Here is a 15,088-nt window from a genome sequence, read left to right on the forward strand (position 1 = left end):
CTTCAGGCCTTCGCGGCCAGGAGGCCGACCCGATCGTAGACACGGTCCCGGGTGGCGGCGGCCACCTCGCGGGCGCGGGCGGCCCCCTTCGCCAGGATGTTGTCGAGCTCGGCCGGGTCGTCCATGAGCTCGGCCATGCGCTGCTGGTACGGCTCGAGGGCGGCGACGACCACGTCGGCGACCTCCTGCTTGAGGTCCCCGTAGCCGCGGCCGGCGAAGCCGGCCTCGACGTCGGCGACCGACCGGCCGGAGAGGGCCGAGTGGATCGACAGCAGGTTGGAGACGCCGGGCTTGGCCTCGACGTCGAACCGGATCTCGCCGTCGGTGTCCGTGACGGCCGAGCGGATCTTCTTGGCGATGCGCCTGGGGTCGTCGAGCAGGGAGATCAGGCCCTTGTCCGAGGACGTCGACTTGCTCATCTTGGCGCTCGGCTCCTGCAGGTCCATGATCCGCGCCGTCTCCTTCAGGATGTGCGGCTCGGGGACGACGAGGGTCTCGCCGAAGCGGGCGTTGAACCGCTCGGCGAGGTCGCGGGTGATCTCGAGGTGCTGGCGCTGGTCGTCACCGACGGGCACGCGGGCCGCGTCGTAGACGAGGATGTCCGCGGCCATGAGGATCGGGTAGGTGAAGAGGCCGACGTTGGCGCCCATCCCCTTGGCCGTCTTGTCCTTGAACTGCGTCATGCGGCTCGCCTCGCCGAAGGCGGTCTGGCAGGCGAGCACCCACATCAGCTCGGTGTGCTCGCGCACGTGGCTCTGGCAGAAGATCGCCGAGCGCTCCGGGTCGACGCCCCCGGCGATGTACTGCGCGGCCGTGACCCGGCTGCGGCGGGTGATGTCCGCCGGGTCGGTGGGGACGGTGAGGGCGTGGAGGTCGGCGACGAAGTAGTACGCGTCGAAGTCCTCCTGCAGGCCTACCCAGTTGACGAGCGCCCCGAGGTAGTTGCCGAGGTGGAGGGAGTCGCTCGTCGGTTGCATCCCCGAGAGGATGCGCTGCCGTGGTGCCGTGGTCATGGGCGCCATTGTGACAGCCCGTCGGCCGCCTCCAAGGACCGGGCGCACTCGACTCCCCGGCCGTCAGGCGCTCAGACGCCTGACCCCGCCGGGGTACTCGTAGACGATCTCGTCGATCGCCTCGCGCACGTCGACGGCGATCGCGTCCACGATGGCCTCCTCGCTGCCCCCCGTGTCGATCTTGACGAGGTCGATGTGCCCCCCTTCGCCCTCGAGCACACCGCGCAACGCGTCGTCGACGGCCTCGCACCAGACCTCGACGGCGACCCGGCCGTCGGCGGTCGGCAGGTTCTGGGCGAGCGTGCTGGAGCGACCGAGCGGGACCACGAGGAGGGTCGCCGGACCCGCCTGCGGGGCCAGCGCCGCCTCGTGGACCACGCAGCGGTCACCGAAGCGCGCGACGTTGGTGCGCAGCGTCTGCAGGTTGTGCGGCACCGGCTCCCACACGTGCACCCGCGTGTGGGCAGAGCGACTGAGGAACCAGGCCGCGCTGACACCGATGTTGCCGCCGACGTCGACGACCACCCGCGGTCGTCCCGTGCCGTAGTCATGGCGGTGGAAGATGTCGTTGACCGTCCGCACGTCGTGCGGGTGCGGCACGACCAGCCGGACCGGTCCGATCGGCGTCCGCAGCGACGTGGTCCACGGGTACTCACCGGTCCCGCGCACGTACCGGTCCACCGACTCGACCGGCTGCAGGCTCGTCGTGAGCGTGGACCACAGCGCGCGGTAGCTGCGGGGACGGAACGGCGCGCTCCACGTCCGTCGCTGGTCGTCCGTCATCAGTAGGCCCCGTCCCGGGAGACGACGGCGGAGAGGGTGCGCCACAGGATGACGAGGTCCTGGGCGACGGACCAGTTCTCCACGTAGTAGAGGTCGAACCTCACGGACTCGTCCCACGACAGGTCGCTGCGCCCGTTGATCTGCCACAGGCCGGTCATGCCGGGCTTGACGAGCAGGCGCCGTCGCACGTCGTCGGCGTACTCCGAGACCTCCGAGGGCAGCGGCGGACGAGGGCCGACCAGGCTCATCTCCCCGCGCAGCACGTCGAAGAGCTGCGGCAGCTCGTCGATGGAGTACCGGCGGATGAACCGACCGACGGGTGTGACCCGGGGGTCGTCCTTCATCTTGAACAGCACCCCACGGTCCACGTCGGCGTCCTCGTCGCGGGACGTCTCCAGGTCGGCCAGGCGGGCCTCGGCGTCGACGACCATCGAGCGGAACTTCGTCATGCGGAAAAGCTCGCCGTCGAGGCCCACCCGCACCTGCCGGAAGAAGACCGGCCCACCGTCGGACAGCTTCGTCACGAGCGCCACGCCGAGCAGGAGGGGCGAGAACAGGATCACGAGGAGAAGCGCCCCGATCCAGTCGACCATCGACTTGAGGACGAGCTTGGGACCGGAGAAGGTCGGCGCCTCCACGTGCAGCAGGGGCAGCCCCGCGACCGGGCGCGTCAGCACCCGTGGCCCGGCCACCTCGGTGAGCCCGGGCGAGACCACGAGGCCGATGTCGCTGCCCTCGAGCGCCCACCCCAGACGTCGCAGGCCCACGGCGCCGAGTCCGTGCTCCCCCACGCACGCCACGACGTCCACGCCGAGCTCGATGGCCACCTTGGCCGCCTCGCGCGGGGTGCCGAGCACCGGCAGGTCGGGTGGAAGCACCGTCTCCGCCGTCGTGCAGGCACAGACGACGCGGTACCCCGCCTGCGGCACGGCGGCGAAGGCGCCCACCAGCTCGGTCACCGCTGCACCCTCCCCGACGACGAGCACGTCGAGGCTGAGGTCGCCGACCTCGCGACGGTCCCCCAGCCACGTGCGCCAGGCGCGGCGGGCCACGGAGAGTCCGACGACGCCCGCCGGCAGGGCGAGGAGGATGTACCCGCGCGCCACGTCCACCTGCAGGGCGAAGCCCAGCATCGCGACACCGGCGAAGAGCCTCAGGGAGGCGACGCCGATGATGCGGTACTCGGCGGTCCCGTGGCCCAGCACGTGGGACTCGTACGCGCCGTGCAGGCGCAGCATGAGCCACCACGCGATGGCCAGCACGACGCTGAAGGTGGTGTAGCTCAGCGTCAGGTTGCCGGCGGTGGCCGCCACGTCGGTCCGGCCCTCGATGCCGAAGCGGACGAACTGCGCGCCGAAGGTGGCCCAGACGATGACCAGCAGGTCGGTGACGGCCAGCATCCCCTGCAGGGGCCGCAGGGCTGCCCGGCCGGCACCAGCGTCCACGTCGACCAGACGCGGGACGCCGACCACGTCAACCCCGACGAATCATCAGGGCGGCGCTGGCCGCGGCGTTCTCGGCGAGGCGGATCGCCTCGGTCATGCGACCGCGCTCGGTGGCACCGGTCGCGACGCGCTGGGTCCGCATCTCGTCCAGACGCCCTGCGGCGTCGGTCCGGGTCCGCAGGGCACTGCGCTGGTTGGAGTGACGGATGGCCCACTGGGCACTGGTGTAGGCGACCATCGGGACGGTGACCCACCCCACGAAGTACATGATCTCGATGCGCACTGCACAAACCCCTCCCCGAGCCGACCCGGGGCAGGGTCTGCCTCGGGACGAGGTCGTGGACCTCCCCGTCCGCGTCCTCGTGGCGAAACTTTACCAACCTCTTACCAATATTTACCAGACCCTTTACTGAACCAATTGCGGCAAGAACTACCCATTGCGTTCCCCGGGCGACCGGCCGCCGGAGCCGCAGGGCGTCCCCCTTCGCCCGCGTGGGAAGATCTCCACGAGACCCACCCCACACTCCTTGGAGGGACACCCATGACCGAGAAGATCATCTGGACCAAGATCGACGAGGCCCCCGCGCTGGCCACGTACTCGCTCCTGCCGATCGTCCAGGCCTTCACCTCGGGCACCGGAGTCGAGCTCGAGACGAGCGACATCTCCCTCGCCGGCCGCATCCTCGCGCAGTTCCCCGACCGCCTGACCGACGAGCAGCGCGTCCCCGACAACCTCTCCGGGCTCGGCGCCCTGGCCACGACCCCCGAGGCCAACATCATCAAGCTGCCGAACATCTCGGCCTCCGTGCCGCAGCTCAAGGCCGCGATCGCCGAGCTCCAGGGTCAGGGCTACGACCTACCGAGCTACCCCGACTCCCCCGAGAGCGAGGAGGAGAAGCAGGTCGCCGCGGCCTACGCCACCGTCCTCGGCTCCGCGGTCAACCCGGTCCTGCGCGAGGGCAACTCCGACCGCCGCGCGCCGCTGGCCGTGAAGAACTTCGCCCGGAAGCACCCGCACAAGCTCGGTCCGTGGACCGCGGACAACAAGGCCCGCGTCGCCTCGATGCCCGGCGGCGACTTCTACGGCAACGAGAAGTCCGTCGTCATGGCCGAGGACGACACCCTGAAGATCACCCTCACCGCCGCCGACGGCACGGCCACCGTCCTCAAGGACTCCGTCCCGGTGACGAAGGGGGAGATCGTCGACGCGACCTTCCTGTCGGTCTCCGCGCTCCGCGCGTTCTACGACGAGCAGATCGCCGCCGCGAAGGAGGAGGGCCTGCTCTTCTCGCTCCACCTCAAGGCCACGATGATGAAGGTCTCCGACCCGATCCTCTTCGGCCACGGCGTCGCCGCCTGGCTCGGTGACCTCGTCGAGAAGCACGCGGCGGCCTTCGTCGAGGCCGAGGTCGACCTGCGCTACGGGCTGGCCTCGCTCTACACGCAGATCGAGCAGCTGCCGGCCGACAAGCGCGACGAGATCCTCGCCGACATCAAGGCCCTCGCGGACTCCCGCCCGGCCATCGCGATGGTCGACTCGGACAAGGGCATCACCAACCTGCACGTCCCGAGCGATGTCATCATCGACGCCTCGATGCCGGTCGTCATCCGCGACTCCGGGCAGATGTGGAACGCCGAGGGCGGCCAGTCGCAGACCCTCGCGCTCGTCCCGGACCGCTCCTACGGCCCGATGTACGCGGCCGTCATCGAGGAGCACAAGCGCAACGGCGCCCTCGACCCCGCGACGATCGGCACCGTCCCCAACGTCGGCCTCATGGCGCAGAAGGCCGAGGAGTACGGCTCGCACCCGACGACCTTCGAGATCCCGACCGCCGGCACGGTCACCGTCACCGGCACGGACGGCGAGACGCTCCTCGAGCACTCGGTCGAGGAGGGTGACATCTGGCGCATGAGCCGGGTCAAGGACATCCCCGTCCAGGACTGGGTCAAGCTCGCCGTCACCCGCGCCCGTGCGACCGGCGCACCGGCCGTCTTCTTCCTCGACGAGCAGCGGGCCCACGACGCGCAGATCATCGCCAAGGTCCGCGAGTACCTGCCGCAGCACGACACCGAGGGCCTGGACATCCGCATCCTCCCGCCGGTCGAGGCGATCACCTTCTGCCTCGAGCAGATCCGCGCCGGCAAGGACGCGATCTCCGTGACCGGCAACGTCCTGCGCGACTACCTCACGGACCTCTTCCCGATCCTCGAGCTCGGTACGAGCGCCAAGATGCTCTCGATCGTCCCGCTCCTCGCGGGCGGTGGGCTCTTCGAGACCGGTGCCGGCGGCTCCGCCCCGAAGCACGTGCAGCAGTTCGTCAAGGAGAACTACCTGCGCTGGGACTCGCTCGGCGAGTTCTCGGCGCTGGGCGCCTCGCTCGAGCACCTGGCGACGAACTTCGGCAACCCCAAGGCGCAGGTCCTCGCGGACACGCTCGACACCGCCATCGCGACCTTCCTCGAGGAGAACAAGTCGCCGGCGCGCAAGGTCGGCCAGATCGACAACCGCGGCAGCCACTTCTACCTCGCCCTGTACTGGGCGCAGGCGCTGGCCGCCCAGGACGCCGACGCCGAGCTCAAGGAGCGCTTCACCGCGGTCGCCGAGCAGCTCGCGGCGAACGAGGACAAGATCAACGAGGAGCTCGTCGCGGTCCAGGGCTCGCCCGTCGACCTCGGTGGCTACTACAAGCCGGACGCGGACAAGGTCTCCGCCGCGATGCGTCCGAGCAGCACCTTCAACGAGATCATCGACGCGCTCTGAGCGCTCACGGTCCGCACGACGCAGGGGGTCCCGGACGGGGCCCCCTTCGTCGTGCCGCGGACCCATCCACCGGAGGATCGGCTCCGAACCCCGTGGCATGAAGACCTGGATCCTGCCCGCGACCTGCGGCGTGGCAGCCGCCGCCCTCGGGACCGCCGCCGCCCACCTCGTCGCGGCGCTGGTCTCGCCCCCTGCCTCACCCGTCCTCGCCGTGGGCAGCCAGGTCATCGATGCCACGCCCACCCCCGTCAAGGAGTGGGCGGTCTCGACCTTCGGCACCGCGGACAAGCCGGTGCTCATCGGCTCGGTCGCGCTCGTCACCCTGCTGCTCGCAGCGGTGGCCGGTGCGGTCCGACCGCGCTCGCGCCTGCTCTCGACGCTGCTGCTCCTGCTGCTCACGGGGCTGGCGGGCGCGGCTGCGGTCCTGCGCCCCACCGCCGACGCGCTGGCCTGGCTGCCCGCAGTCGTCGCGGCCGTGGTCGGCGTGCTCGCCCTGGACCTCCTCGTGGCCAGGGTGCTGCCCGCGGGAGCGTCCCACGCGGGCCCCGCGCAGCCGACCCGCCGCTCGGTCGTCGCCCTCGGCGGCACGGGTGTCGCGGCGGTCGCCCTCGGGGCCTCCGGGCAGGCGCTCGTCGCGCGCGCCACGCCGCCGACCCTCGCCCTGCCGGACCCGACGCGTCCCCTCGCCCCGCTGCCCGCGGGCGTGGAGGTCGGCACGCCGGGGATCTCCCCCTTCGTCACGCCGAACGCGCAGTTCTACCGGATCGACACCGCACTGCTCGCGCCGAACGTCGACCCGGGCGACTGGTCTCTGACGATCGACGGCGATGTGCCGGACGGGTTCACGATGGACATCGGGGAGCTGCTCGCGACGCCCATGATCGAGCGTGACATCACGCTCAACTGCGTCTCCAACGAGGTCGGCGGCCCCTACATCGGCACTGCCCGCTGGCTCGGCGTGCCCACCCGCGAGCTCCTCGCGCGCGCCGGCCTCGACGTCGACCCGAAGGACCCGGACCTGCAGGTCCTGTCGACGTCGACCGACGGCATGACGATCTCCACGCCCCTGTCCGCGCTGCTCGACGACCGCGACGCGCTCGTCGCGGTCGGGATGAACGGCTCGCCGCTGCCCCGCGAGCACGGCTTCCCCGCACGGCTGGTCACGCCCGGGCTCTACGGGTTCGTCGGCGCGACCAAGTGGCTCACGAGGATGACCGTCACCCGCTACGACCGGGCGAGCGCCTACTGGACCGACCGCGACTGGGCCACCGACGGCCGGGTCAGGACGCAGGCGCGCGTCGACACACCCCGGGCGCTGCGACGCATCGCCCCCGGTCGCACCGTCATCGGTGGCGTCGCCTGGGCCCAGGGGCGCGGCATCACCCGGGTCGACGTGCGCGTCGACGACGGCGAGTGGCGGCGCGCCACCCTCGGCGCCGAGGCCAACGTCGACTGCTGGCGGCAGTGGTTCCTCCCGTGGGACGCCACCCCCGGCCGGCACGACATCACCGTGCGCGCGACCGACGGGACGGGCGAGGTGCAGACGCAGCAGGACGCCACCCCCTTCCCCTCCGGGGCCACGGGCTGGCACTCGATCGCGGTCACGGTCACGGACTGAGCCATCCGGGAACGCGACGGCTCCGAACCCTTGTCGCACAGTCAATCCCGACGCCCTGGAGGCCGACATGTTCCGCATGACCACCACCCGCACCGCCGCTGCCCTCGCCGCGATCACCCTCCCCTTCGCCCTCACCGCCTGCGGTGGCGACTCCGCCGGGTCGGGGGCCTCCTCGAGCGCCAGCTCCGCGAGCAGCTCCGAGTCCATGGGCTCCGACGACTCGATGACCACCTCGGGCGGGGCCACCGAGGCAGCCGCTCCCTTCGGCGAGGGCTGCCAGGCCGTCCCCACGAGCGGCAAGGGCTCCTTCGACGGCATGGCCAAGGACCCGGTCGCCACCGCTGCGAGCAACAACCCGGCCCTGAAGACCCTCGTCAAGGCGGTCACGGAGGCCGACCTGGCCAAGACGCTCAACTCCTCGAAGGACATCACCGTCTTCGCGCCGACCGACGACGCCTTCGCCGCGATGGACAAGGCCACGCTGGACAAGGCGATGGGCGACCCCAAGGGCCTGCTCACCACGGTCCTGACGCACCACGTCGTCGACGGCCGCCTCGCCCCCGAGGACCTCGCCGGCACCCACGAGACCCTCGCCGGCGACGAGGTCACGGTCAAGGGCTCCGGCGAGGACTTCACCGTCGGCGAGGCCGAGGTCGTCTGCGGCGACGTGCAGACCGCCAACGCGACCGTCTACATCATCGACTCGGTCCTCATGCCGACCGCCAAGTGATCTGATAGACCACGATGGACCTCGTGCCCCCTCCCCACCAGCAGGACCTCCCGGACGCCCTCACCGGCGCCCAGGGGGAGCCTGCCGGCGGTGTCGGCGACCCGCTCGCCCAACGCCTCAAGCAGGTGGCGAAGGGGGACGAGGCGGCCTTCGCGGCGGTGTACGACGAGACCGCACCGCGGCTGCACGGACTCGTCCTGCGGGTCCTGCGCAACCCCGCGCAGTCCGAGGAGGTCACGCAGGAGGTCTTCCTCGAGGTCTGGCGCCGGGCCAGCCACTTCGACCCGCGCAAGGGGTCGGCGATCGGCTGGATGCTGACCATGGCCCACCGCAGGGCCATCGACCGGGTGCGCTCGAGCCAGGCGGCCGTCACCCGTGACGACACCTGGCACGCGCGCACCCGTGAGGTCGACTTCGACACCACCGCCGAGCTGGCGACCGCCCGCATCGAGGCCAGACGGGTGCGCTCCGCGCTCGACGGGCTGACCGCGGCGCAACGGGAGGCGGTGAGCCTCGCCTACCTGGGCGGCTACACCCACACCGAGGTGGCCGGCCTCCTCGACCTGCCGCTCGGCACCGCCAAGACACGCATCCGCGACGGACTCATCCGCCTGAGGGACCAGTTGGGAGTGACGCCATGAGCGAAGACCTGCACAGCCTCTCCGGGGCCTACGTCCTCGACGCCCTCGACGACGGGGAACGAGCCGACTTCGAGCAGCACCTCGCGCGGTGCTCGACCTGCCGCGACGAGGTGGACTCCTTCCGCCTGGTCACACCGCTGCTCGCGGAGACGGTCGCCGTCACCCCGCCGCCCGCGCTGCGCGCCGACGTGCTGGCCGCGGTCCGCACCACCCGGCAGGACCCGCCACCGGTGCCCGGGCCGGAGCCCGCGGCCGAAGCCGAGGCCGAGCAGGCGACCGTGACTCCCCTGCGTCAGCGGGTGCGGCGACGCTGGGTCGCCCTCGCCGCGGCCGCCGCCCTCGTCGTCGGCGGTGGCGCCACCTGGCAGGTGGTCGAGCGCACGAGCCAGAGCCTGACCGAGCAGGTCGTGGCTGCGGACGACGCCCACAGCTGGTCCGCGACGACGGCAGACGGTGGCACCGTCAGGATCACCCGCTCCGAGGACATGGGCCGGGCCGTGCTGCGCGTCGAGGGCCTCTCCGCGCCCGGCGAGGGCCGGGCCTACCAGGCCTGGCTGCAGGACGCCTCGGGCGAGATGACCTCCGCCGGGATGGTGCCCGGCACCGACGGCGAGATGCTCCTCGAAGGGGATGTCTCGACAGCCGCGGGGGTGGGCCTGACCATGGAGCCGGCCGGTGGGTCGAGGCAGCCGACGAGCGACCCGGTGGCACTCGTCGAGCTCGGCTGACCCCGGAATCGGCCGGCGTCACCAGAGGCGCTGGGCGCGCACCCGCTCGGCGACGACGCAGTACTTGCGGATCCGACCGGAGGCGAGCCACTCGGCCCAGAGCCGGTGCCCCGCGACGATGTCGCGACGTGCGCCCGCACCGACCACCGCGTCGAGACGGGGTGCCCGGCGCTCGTAGGACGCGGCGAGCGCCAGCGCCACGCGCGCGTGGTCGAGGCTGCGGTCGGTGCGGGCGACCAGCCGCAGCCCGGCTGCCTCGAGGTCGGCCCGCAGCTGCGCGAAGGGGGTCGGCCACACGGTGTCCGACCCCGGCATCACCGCGCGCTCCGCAGGGCCCAGCGGGTCCCCTGCCTCGACGGTCAGGGCGCACCGGCCGCCCGGCTCGAGGGCGGCCGCGATGCGGACCAGCAGCGTCGCCTTGTCCCGGAAGGCGAGCAGGGTCTCGAGCAGCAGCACGACCTCGAAGGTGCCCGGCGGCAGCGGCGGCACCCGGCCCACGACGAACCGGGCCCCCACCCCCAGCTCGCTCGCCCTCCGACGTGCCGTCGCGATCGCGTCCGCGTCGGCGTCGACCCCGAGGTATTCGCACCCGAGCACCCCGGTGACCCACAGACCGGGCCCGGCGAGGCCGCAGCACAGGTCGAGCACCCGAACGCCCGGGGCGACCCGCGCCCGGGAGGCGAGCCAACCCACCTCCGACGCCGAGACGAAGCTCTGCTGGCCGACGAACTCCCCCGGCGCGAACGCCTCGCGTCGAGCCTGCCAGAGCACCCGCTCCGGGGTGGCCGGCGCGGTCATCGGGTGCTCTGCGACGTGAGGAAACGGTCGCGGAAGTCGGCCATCGGCCACACCGGGGCACCGCGGTCCGGGACCAGGCCCGGGGTCCACCCCCACGCGGCGATGCGGTCGACCACCGTCCGGTCGCGGGCGACCACGCTCACCGGGACGTCGCGGTTGCCTCCGTGCCCGCTCACCACGGACGCCGGTTGGTGGTCCCCCAGCAGGACCACGACGAGATCCTCGTCGTCGTGGGCCCGGAGCAGGTCCAGGACGCTAGTCAGCGAGTAGGCGATGGACTGCCGGTAGGCCGCCGGCACGTCCTCGCGATGGCGCAGGAGCTGCGCCGGGCCCACCGCGCGGGCCGCCATGTCGTCGTAGACCGACCCGTCACCGAGGTCGGTCGGGTCGACGCGCGTGGGCAGCGGCGCCCACGGGCCGTGGCTCGAGGTGAGCTCGATCTGGGCCACGACGGGCGCACGGCGGGAAGGGGTGAGCTCACGTCGACCGAACTCGGTGAGGGCGAACTGGTCCGGCACCTTCGAGAAGCCGAAACGGGGACCCGCGTAGCCGAGGTCGTGGGTGCCGTAGACGCGGTCGAAGTCGTAGAACCGCTGCCCCTGCGGCCACGGTCGGTCCACCGACGGCAGGAGGGCGACCGAGCGCCACCCACCGCGCCCGAGGATCGACGACACCGTGCTGCGCCCGCTGCCGAGCAGGACCTCGTAGCGCAGCTGGTCCGTCACGGGCACGCCGGCCTGCACGGTCGCGTGGGCCAACCAGCTGCTCCCACCGAAGGTCGGCGACGTGAGGTAGCCGCTCCTCGCCGCGAACCCGCGTGACCCCAGAGAGTCCCCGCCCGCGCGCACCAGACCCCGTACCCGGCCGGACCCCGGTCCCTCGACGGCGACGCGTCCGTAGCTCTCGACGAAGACGACGAGCACGTCCTTGCCGGCCAGACCGGCCAGGTCCGGTGGCGCCGAGGCGAAGGGGTCGTCGGCGACCTGCTGCTCGAACTGCGCCAGGTCGTGCCGCGCCTCGAGCGATGCCCGTCCCTTGTCCACGACATAGGGCCCGGAGCCGGTGACGGCCACGGGACCGGCGGACGACCGCAGGCCCGCTCCGGCGGCCACCACCCACACGGTCGCCGAGACGAGGACGAGCCGCTCCGCGACCCGGCGGTGGTGCCGGGCGGCGCGCACCAGCCGTGTCGTGGCCCGGGGCAGGCCGGCGAGGGCAGCGAGGACGAGGACCGCCGTCACGACCACAGCGCCTCGCGCCGCCCACGGACCCGCCGAGTCGTCGACGAAGGACAGCCCGGACGCCAGCAGCGGGCCGTCCGTCGTCACCTCGAAGGGACGCCCGAGCACGGTGACGGCGCCCAGGTCGAGGACCTTGAGGACGGTCACCACCCCGAGGACGAGGCCCGCGCCTGCCCCGAGCACCGCAGCCCATCGTGACGGGAGCAGGACCGCCAGGCCGGCGAGCGCCACGGCCTCGAGCGGGATGCGCAGCAGGGCGAGCACCGACATGCGGGCCGGGTCGGCCGGCGCCACGAGTGCGAACCACAGCGCGGCCAGGGCCACCACGCCGAGGACGAAGGGGGCCACCCGCCGCCGGCCCGGGTGACGGGCACGCCACAGCGTCCGCACGTCGCGCCCGAAGGACTCGGTGAGGAGGGCGAGGGCACCGACCAGCGCGGCCTCCATCCACCCGTGCGGCAGCACGCCGGAGGCGGCCACCGCGAGGACAACGCCTACCGTGGCCGTGACGACCTTGCGCCAGTAGCGGTACCCCAGGGGTCCGCGCAGCCAGGGCAGGACCACCCCGGCCGCGGCGAAGGCGTAGCGCGCCAGGCCTGCCGCCAGGACCCACCACCCGTAGGTCGGCGCGACGAAGACGCTGAGCGCGAGGATGAGGAAGGCGTCGACCTCTCCGTCGAAGCGCGCACCGAAGGGCGAGACCGTCCCGGTCCGGCGCGCCAGCCTCCCGTCGACCGCGTCGAGGACGAGACCCGGGGCGGCCAGGACGAGGACGGCCGCGGGCTGGGGTTGCGCGACCAGGGACTCTGCCGCCAGCCCCGCGACCCCGCAGGCGAGCAGCCCCCGGCCGTAGGTGATGAGATCGGCGGGGCCCGGTGACCGGGAGCCCGCGGCCGCGAGTCCCCGCAGCAGGTAGAGGGTCAACGCGCCACCGCACACGGACCCGACGGCCCAGCCCGGCGCGGTGAGCCCGGCGACCTCGCCCAGCAACGCGAGCAGGGTGGCGAGCCCGGCCGTCCCGACCGAGGCACAGGTCCCGGTGCGCGGAGCCCCCACGGCCCGTGCGGGGACGAGCACGCGCGGCGTGGTCACGGCCGAGGCGGTGCGAACGGCGCGAAGCGGTGCGCGCCCCGGGCGGCCTTCGTCGCGAGGTACCGGGCGTTGGCCGGGCTCCGGTGCACCGCGGTCGGCACCTGCTCGACGACCCGGATGCCGAGCCGCTCGAGCTGGGCGGCCTTGTCCGGGTTGTTGCTGAGCAGGGACACCCGCTCCAGCCCGAGCGCCCGGAGCATCTGCACCGCCACGGTGTAGTCGCGGGCGTCCGCCTCGAAGCCCAGCGCCTCGTTGGCCTCGTAGGTGTCCAGCCCCGCGTCCTGGAGCGCGTAGGCGTCGAGCTTCGCGGACAAGCCGATGCCTCGGCCCTCCTGCCGCAGGTAGAGCAGGTGGCCACCGACCTCGGCGATCCGCTCGACGGCCTCCCGCAGCTGGGGCCCGCAGTCGCACCGCTCGCTGCCGAGGACGTCACCGGTGAGGCACTCGCTGTGGATCCGCACGAGCGGGTCGCGCGCTGCGTCGACCGCGCCGAGGGCGACCGCGATGTGCTCGCGGCCGTCGATGAGCCCGGTGAAGCTGATGACGCGGCCCTCGACGCGGTAGCCGTCGGCGAAGGCCAGCGGAAGGGGGACCTCGGTCCTGATCGCGGCAGCGGCGAGTCGGTGCCTCATGGCCGGACCCCCAGGAGGCGCTCGGAGGCACTGACGGCAGCGTGCCCGTCCCCGTCGCAGCGCGCGGACAGGGCGTAGCGCATGAGCACGACGTCCCCGATCCGACGCACCTCGGCCAGGCGCGCGCGGTGGTCCCGGTTCCACGGGAGGGGCCCGTCCGCGACGACGCGGTGCGCGTGCGAGTCGCCGACGAAGATCGGGGCCAGGACGAGGTGGAGCTCGTCGGCGAGATCCTCGGCGATGAACTGGGTGTGCACCTGCTGGCCGCCCTCGACGAGGAGCCGCCGCACCCCCCTTCGCCCCAGGTCCGCGCTCACGGTGCGCAGGGTCGGCCGTGGGCCCGCGTCGACGACGTGCGCCCGGACGCCCAGCCGCGCCCGGGTCCGCGGGGCTGCCGCCGAGGAGCAGTAGACGAGCTTGTCGGCCCCGTCGTCGGCGAAGAACCGCGCCGCCGGGTCCAGGGCTGCGCGCCGGGTCACCGTGACCTTGCAGGGCGACCCGGGGAGCCCGGCGAGGACCCGGGCGGCGCGCCGGTGCTCGGAGCGGACGAGGAGACGTGGGTCGTCGGCCCTGATCGTCCCCGCGCCCACGAGGATCGCGTCGCACCCGGCCCGGACGTCGTCGACGCGGTCGAGGTCGGCGGCGTTGGACAGGACGAGCCGGGTGCCGGTGGCGTCGTCGAGGTAGCCGTCGAGGGAGACGGCACAGCTGAGGATCGTGTAGGGCCGATCAGCCACGGGTGCCCACCCCCGGTGCCGGGGCGAGGGCGTGCCCGCCGCGCACCACCCGCGGCCGGTGCAGCAGGACCACCGCACCGGGCAGCGTCGCGACGGTGACGACTGCGCCGAAGGCGACGGCCACGGCCAGGCCCTGCGCCGCCGTGGCTCCGGCCGCGGCGAACGCCCACGCCGCGGCGCCCTCACGCGGGCCCCACCCGGCGATGCTGAGCGGGATGCCCGCGACGAGGAGCACCACGAGCGTCAGCGGGAGCAGCACCCCCAGGGGCAGGCTCACCCCCACGGCGCGGGCCACGAGGACGAAGATCGCGACGTGACCTGCGACCGCGACGACCGAGGCGAGGACGACGCGGGCGATGACCGACCAGCCGTGACGACGCTCGAGCCACAGCCCACCCACCACCAGCGCCAGGACACCCGCAGCGACCGGGACCGGCACGATGCCCGCGGCCGCGGCTGCCACGACGGCCAGGGGGACGAGCACGGCCTGACCCACCAGACGCTCGACGGCGACCGCACCCAGGCCGGCGCGCAGGTCGGCCGCGCTGCGACCGTGCCGCACCGCGCGCTCCACATCACCCACGACACCTCCCGGCAGCGTGAGGTTGACCAGCTGTGACCGGTAGCAGGCCGCGACGGCGGTGCGCAGCGGCAGACCGACGCCGAGGCGCCCCGCGACGACCTGCCAGCGCCACGCGCTGCTGGTCGTCGTCACCGCCGTCAGCACCACGGCGACGGCGACCGCGAGGGCGTCGACCGACAGCAGGCCCTCCACCACTGCTCCGGCGCCGACCCGGGCGAGGAGCACACCGAGGATCGCGGCGCCGACGACGGGACGCACCCACCGTCGCCACGACCTCGTCCACGAG

Annotated in this window: 14 protein-coding genes; 5 read left to right on the forward strand and 9 right to left on the reverse strand. The window is 73.1% G+C overall.

The features are described 5' to 3' along the window. Window positions 1-2: 2 nt before the first annotated feature. The 4 genes from trpS to V3C34_RS15360 form a co-directional block, all read right to left on the reverse strand. On the reverse strand, window positions 3-1,013 hold the full coding sequence (gene trpS, locus V3C34_RS15345) for a tryptophan--tRNA ligase (protein ID WP_068423823.1): 1,011 nt from the start codon (window positions 1,011-1,013) through the stop codon (window positions 3-5). 63 nt (window positions 1,014-1,076) lie between these two features. Then, on the reverse strand, window positions 1,077-1,796 hold the full coding sequence (locus tag V3C34_RS15350; protein WP_346007574.1) for an FkbM family methyltransferase: 720 nt from the start codon (window positions 1,794-1,796) through the stop codon (window positions 1,077-1,079). Next, window positions 1,796-3,241, reverse strand: coding sequence for a sugar transferase (locus V3C34_RS15355; RefSeq protein WP_338537728.1), 1,446 nt, complete (start codon window positions 3,239-3,241; stop codon window positions 1,796-1,798). The genes V3C34_RS15350 and V3C34_RS15355 overlap by 1 nt, the downstream gene beginning before the upstream one ends. 28 nt (window positions 3,242-3,269) lie before the next feature. Beyond that, on the reverse strand, window positions 3,270-3,524 hold the full coding sequence (locus tag V3C34_RS15360; RefSeq protein WP_338537727.1) for a hypothetical protein: 255 nt from the start codon (window positions 3,522-3,524) through the stop codon (window positions 3,270-3,272). A gap of 258 nt (window positions 3,525-3,782) precedes the next feature. Here V3C34_RS15360 and V3C34_RS15365 point away from each other — a divergent pair, with 258 nt between their 5' ends. The 5 genes from V3C34_RS15365 to V3C34_RS15385 all read left to right on the forward strand — a co-directional run bounded on the left by V3C34_RS15365 (window position 3,783) and on the right by V3C34_RS15385 (window position 9,719). Beyond that, a complete protein-coding gene (locus V3C34_RS15365; RefSeq protein WP_346007575.1) occupies window positions 3,783-6,002 on the forward strand; it encodes an NADP-dependent isocitrate dehydrogenase in 2,220 nt (739 codons plus the stop codon). A gap of 97 nt (window positions 6,003-6,099) precedes the next feature. Further along, on the forward strand, window positions 6,100-7,620 hold the full coding sequence (locus V3C34_RS15370) for a molybdopterin-dependent oxidoreductase (protein ID WP_346007576.1): 1,521 nt from the start codon (window positions 6,100-6,102) through the stop codon (window positions 7,618-7,620). A gap of 67 nt (window positions 7,621-7,687) precedes the next feature. Then, on the forward strand, window positions 7,688-8,350 hold the full coding sequence (locus V3C34_RS15375) for a fasciclin domain-containing protein (RefSeq protein WP_346007577.1): 663 nt from the start codon (window positions 7,688-7,690) through the stop codon (window positions 8,348-8,350). A 14-nt stretch (window positions 8,351-8,364) separates the two neighbouring features. Then, window positions 8,365-8,991, forward strand: a complete 627-nt coding sequence (sigK, locus tag V3C34_RS15380; RefSeq protein ID WP_428832178.1) for an ECF RNA polymerase sigma factor SigK — start codon at window positions 8,365-8,367, stop codon at window positions 8,989-8,991. After that, complete coding sequence (locus tag V3C34_RS15385; protein WP_346007578.1) at window positions 8,988-9,719, forward strand: anti-sigma factor; 732 nt, start codon at window positions 8,988-8,990, stop codon at window positions 9,717-9,719. The genes sigK and V3C34_RS15385 overlap by 4 nt, the downstream gene beginning before the upstream one ends. Window positions 9,720-9,737: 18 nt before the next feature. Here the strand turns inward: V3C34_RS15385 and V3C34_RS15390 are convergent, their stop codons facing one another. Genes V3C34_RS15390 through V3C34_RS15410 form a run of 5 tightly spaced genes read right to left on the reverse strand, consistent with a single transcriptional unit; the run spans window position 9,738 to window position 15,060 of the window. Continuing rightward, the gene (locus tag V3C34_RS15390) at window positions 9,738-10,517 is read right to left on the reverse strand and encodes a class I SAM-dependent methyltransferase (RefSeq protein WP_346007579.1); all 780 of its coding nucleotides are present in this window, start codon (window positions 10,515-10,517) and stop codon (window positions 9,738-9,740) included. Continuing rightward, complete coding sequence (locus tag V3C34_RS15395) at window positions 10,514-12,850, reverse strand: CDP-alcohol phosphatidyltransferase family protein (protein ID WP_346007580.1); 2,337 nt, start codon at window positions 12,848-12,850, stop codon at window positions 10,514-10,516. Before V3C34_RS15395 ends, V3C34_RS15390 begins: the two co-directional genes overlap by 4 nt. Beyond that, a complete protein-coding gene (locus tag V3C34_RS15400; RefSeq protein WP_346007581.1) occupies window positions 12,847-13,482 on the reverse strand; it encodes a GTP cyclohydrolase II in 636 nt (211 codons plus the stop codon). Before V3C34_RS15400 ends, V3C34_RS15395 begins: the two co-directional genes overlap by 4 nt. Further along, window positions 13,479-14,219 (reverse strand): RibD family protein, encoded by a 741-nt coding sequence (locus tag V3C34_RS15405; RefSeq protein ID WP_338537718.1) that lies wholly within the window; start codon window positions 14,217-14,219, stop codon window positions 13,479-13,481. Before V3C34_RS15405 ends, V3C34_RS15400 begins: the two co-directional genes overlap by 4 nt. Beyond that, on the reverse strand, window positions 14,212-15,060 hold the full coding sequence (locus V3C34_RS15410) for a lysylphosphatidylglycerol synthase domain-containing protein (protein WP_338537717.1): 849 nt from the start codon (window positions 15,058-15,060) through the stop codon (window positions 14,212-14,214). Before V3C34_RS15410 ends, V3C34_RS15405 begins: the two co-directional genes overlap by 8 nt. Window positions 15,061-15,088: the final 28 nt, after the last annotated feature.

It is taken from the genome of Janibacter terrae (assembly GCF_039636765.1).
GTDB classification, from domain to species: Bacteria; Actinomycetota; Actinomycetes; order Actinomycetales; family Dermatophilaceae; genus Janibacter; species Janibacter terrae.

What these genes read in the sequence shown, in the direction of transcription:
- trpS (WP_068423823.1), bottom strand. Translation starts at nt 1,013, where the DNA reads ATGACCACGGCACCACGGCAGCGCATCCTCTCGGGGATGCAACCGACG.
- V3C34_RS15350 (WP_346007574.1), bottom strand. Translation starts at nt 1,796, where the DNA reads ATGACGGACGACCAGCGACGGACGTGGAGCGCGCCGTTCCGTCCCCGC.
- V3C34_RS15365 (WP_346007575.1), top strand. Translation starts at nt 3,783, where the DNA reads ATGACCGAGAAGATCATCTGGACCAAGATCGACGAGGCCCCCGCGCTG.
- V3C34_RS15370 (WP_346007576.1), top strand. Translation starts at nt 6,100, where the DNA reads ATGAAGACCTGGATCCTGCCCGCGACCTGCGGCGTGGCAGCCGCCGCC.
- V3C34_RS15375 (WP_346007577.1), top strand. Translation starts at nt 7,688, where the DNA reads ATGTTCCGCATGACCACCACCCGCACCGCCGCTGCCCTCGCCGCGATC.
- sigK (WP_428832178.1), top strand. Translation starts at nt 8,365, where the DNA reads ATGGACCTCGTGCCCCCTCCCCACCAGCAGGACCTCCCGGACGCCCTC.
- V3C34_RS15385 (WP_346007578.1), top strand. Translation starts at nt 8,988, where the DNA reads ATGAGCGAAGACCTGCACAGCCTCTCCGGGGCCTACGTCCTCGACGCC.
- V3C34_RS15390 (WP_346007579.1), bottom strand. Translation starts at nt 10,517, where the DNA reads ATGACCGCGCCGGCCACCCCGGAGCGGGTGCTCTGGCAGGCTCGACGC.
- V3C34_RS15400 (WP_346007581.1), bottom strand. Translation starts at nt 13,482, where the DNA reads ATGAGGCACCGACTCGCCGCTGCCGCGATCAGGACCGAGGTCCCCCTT.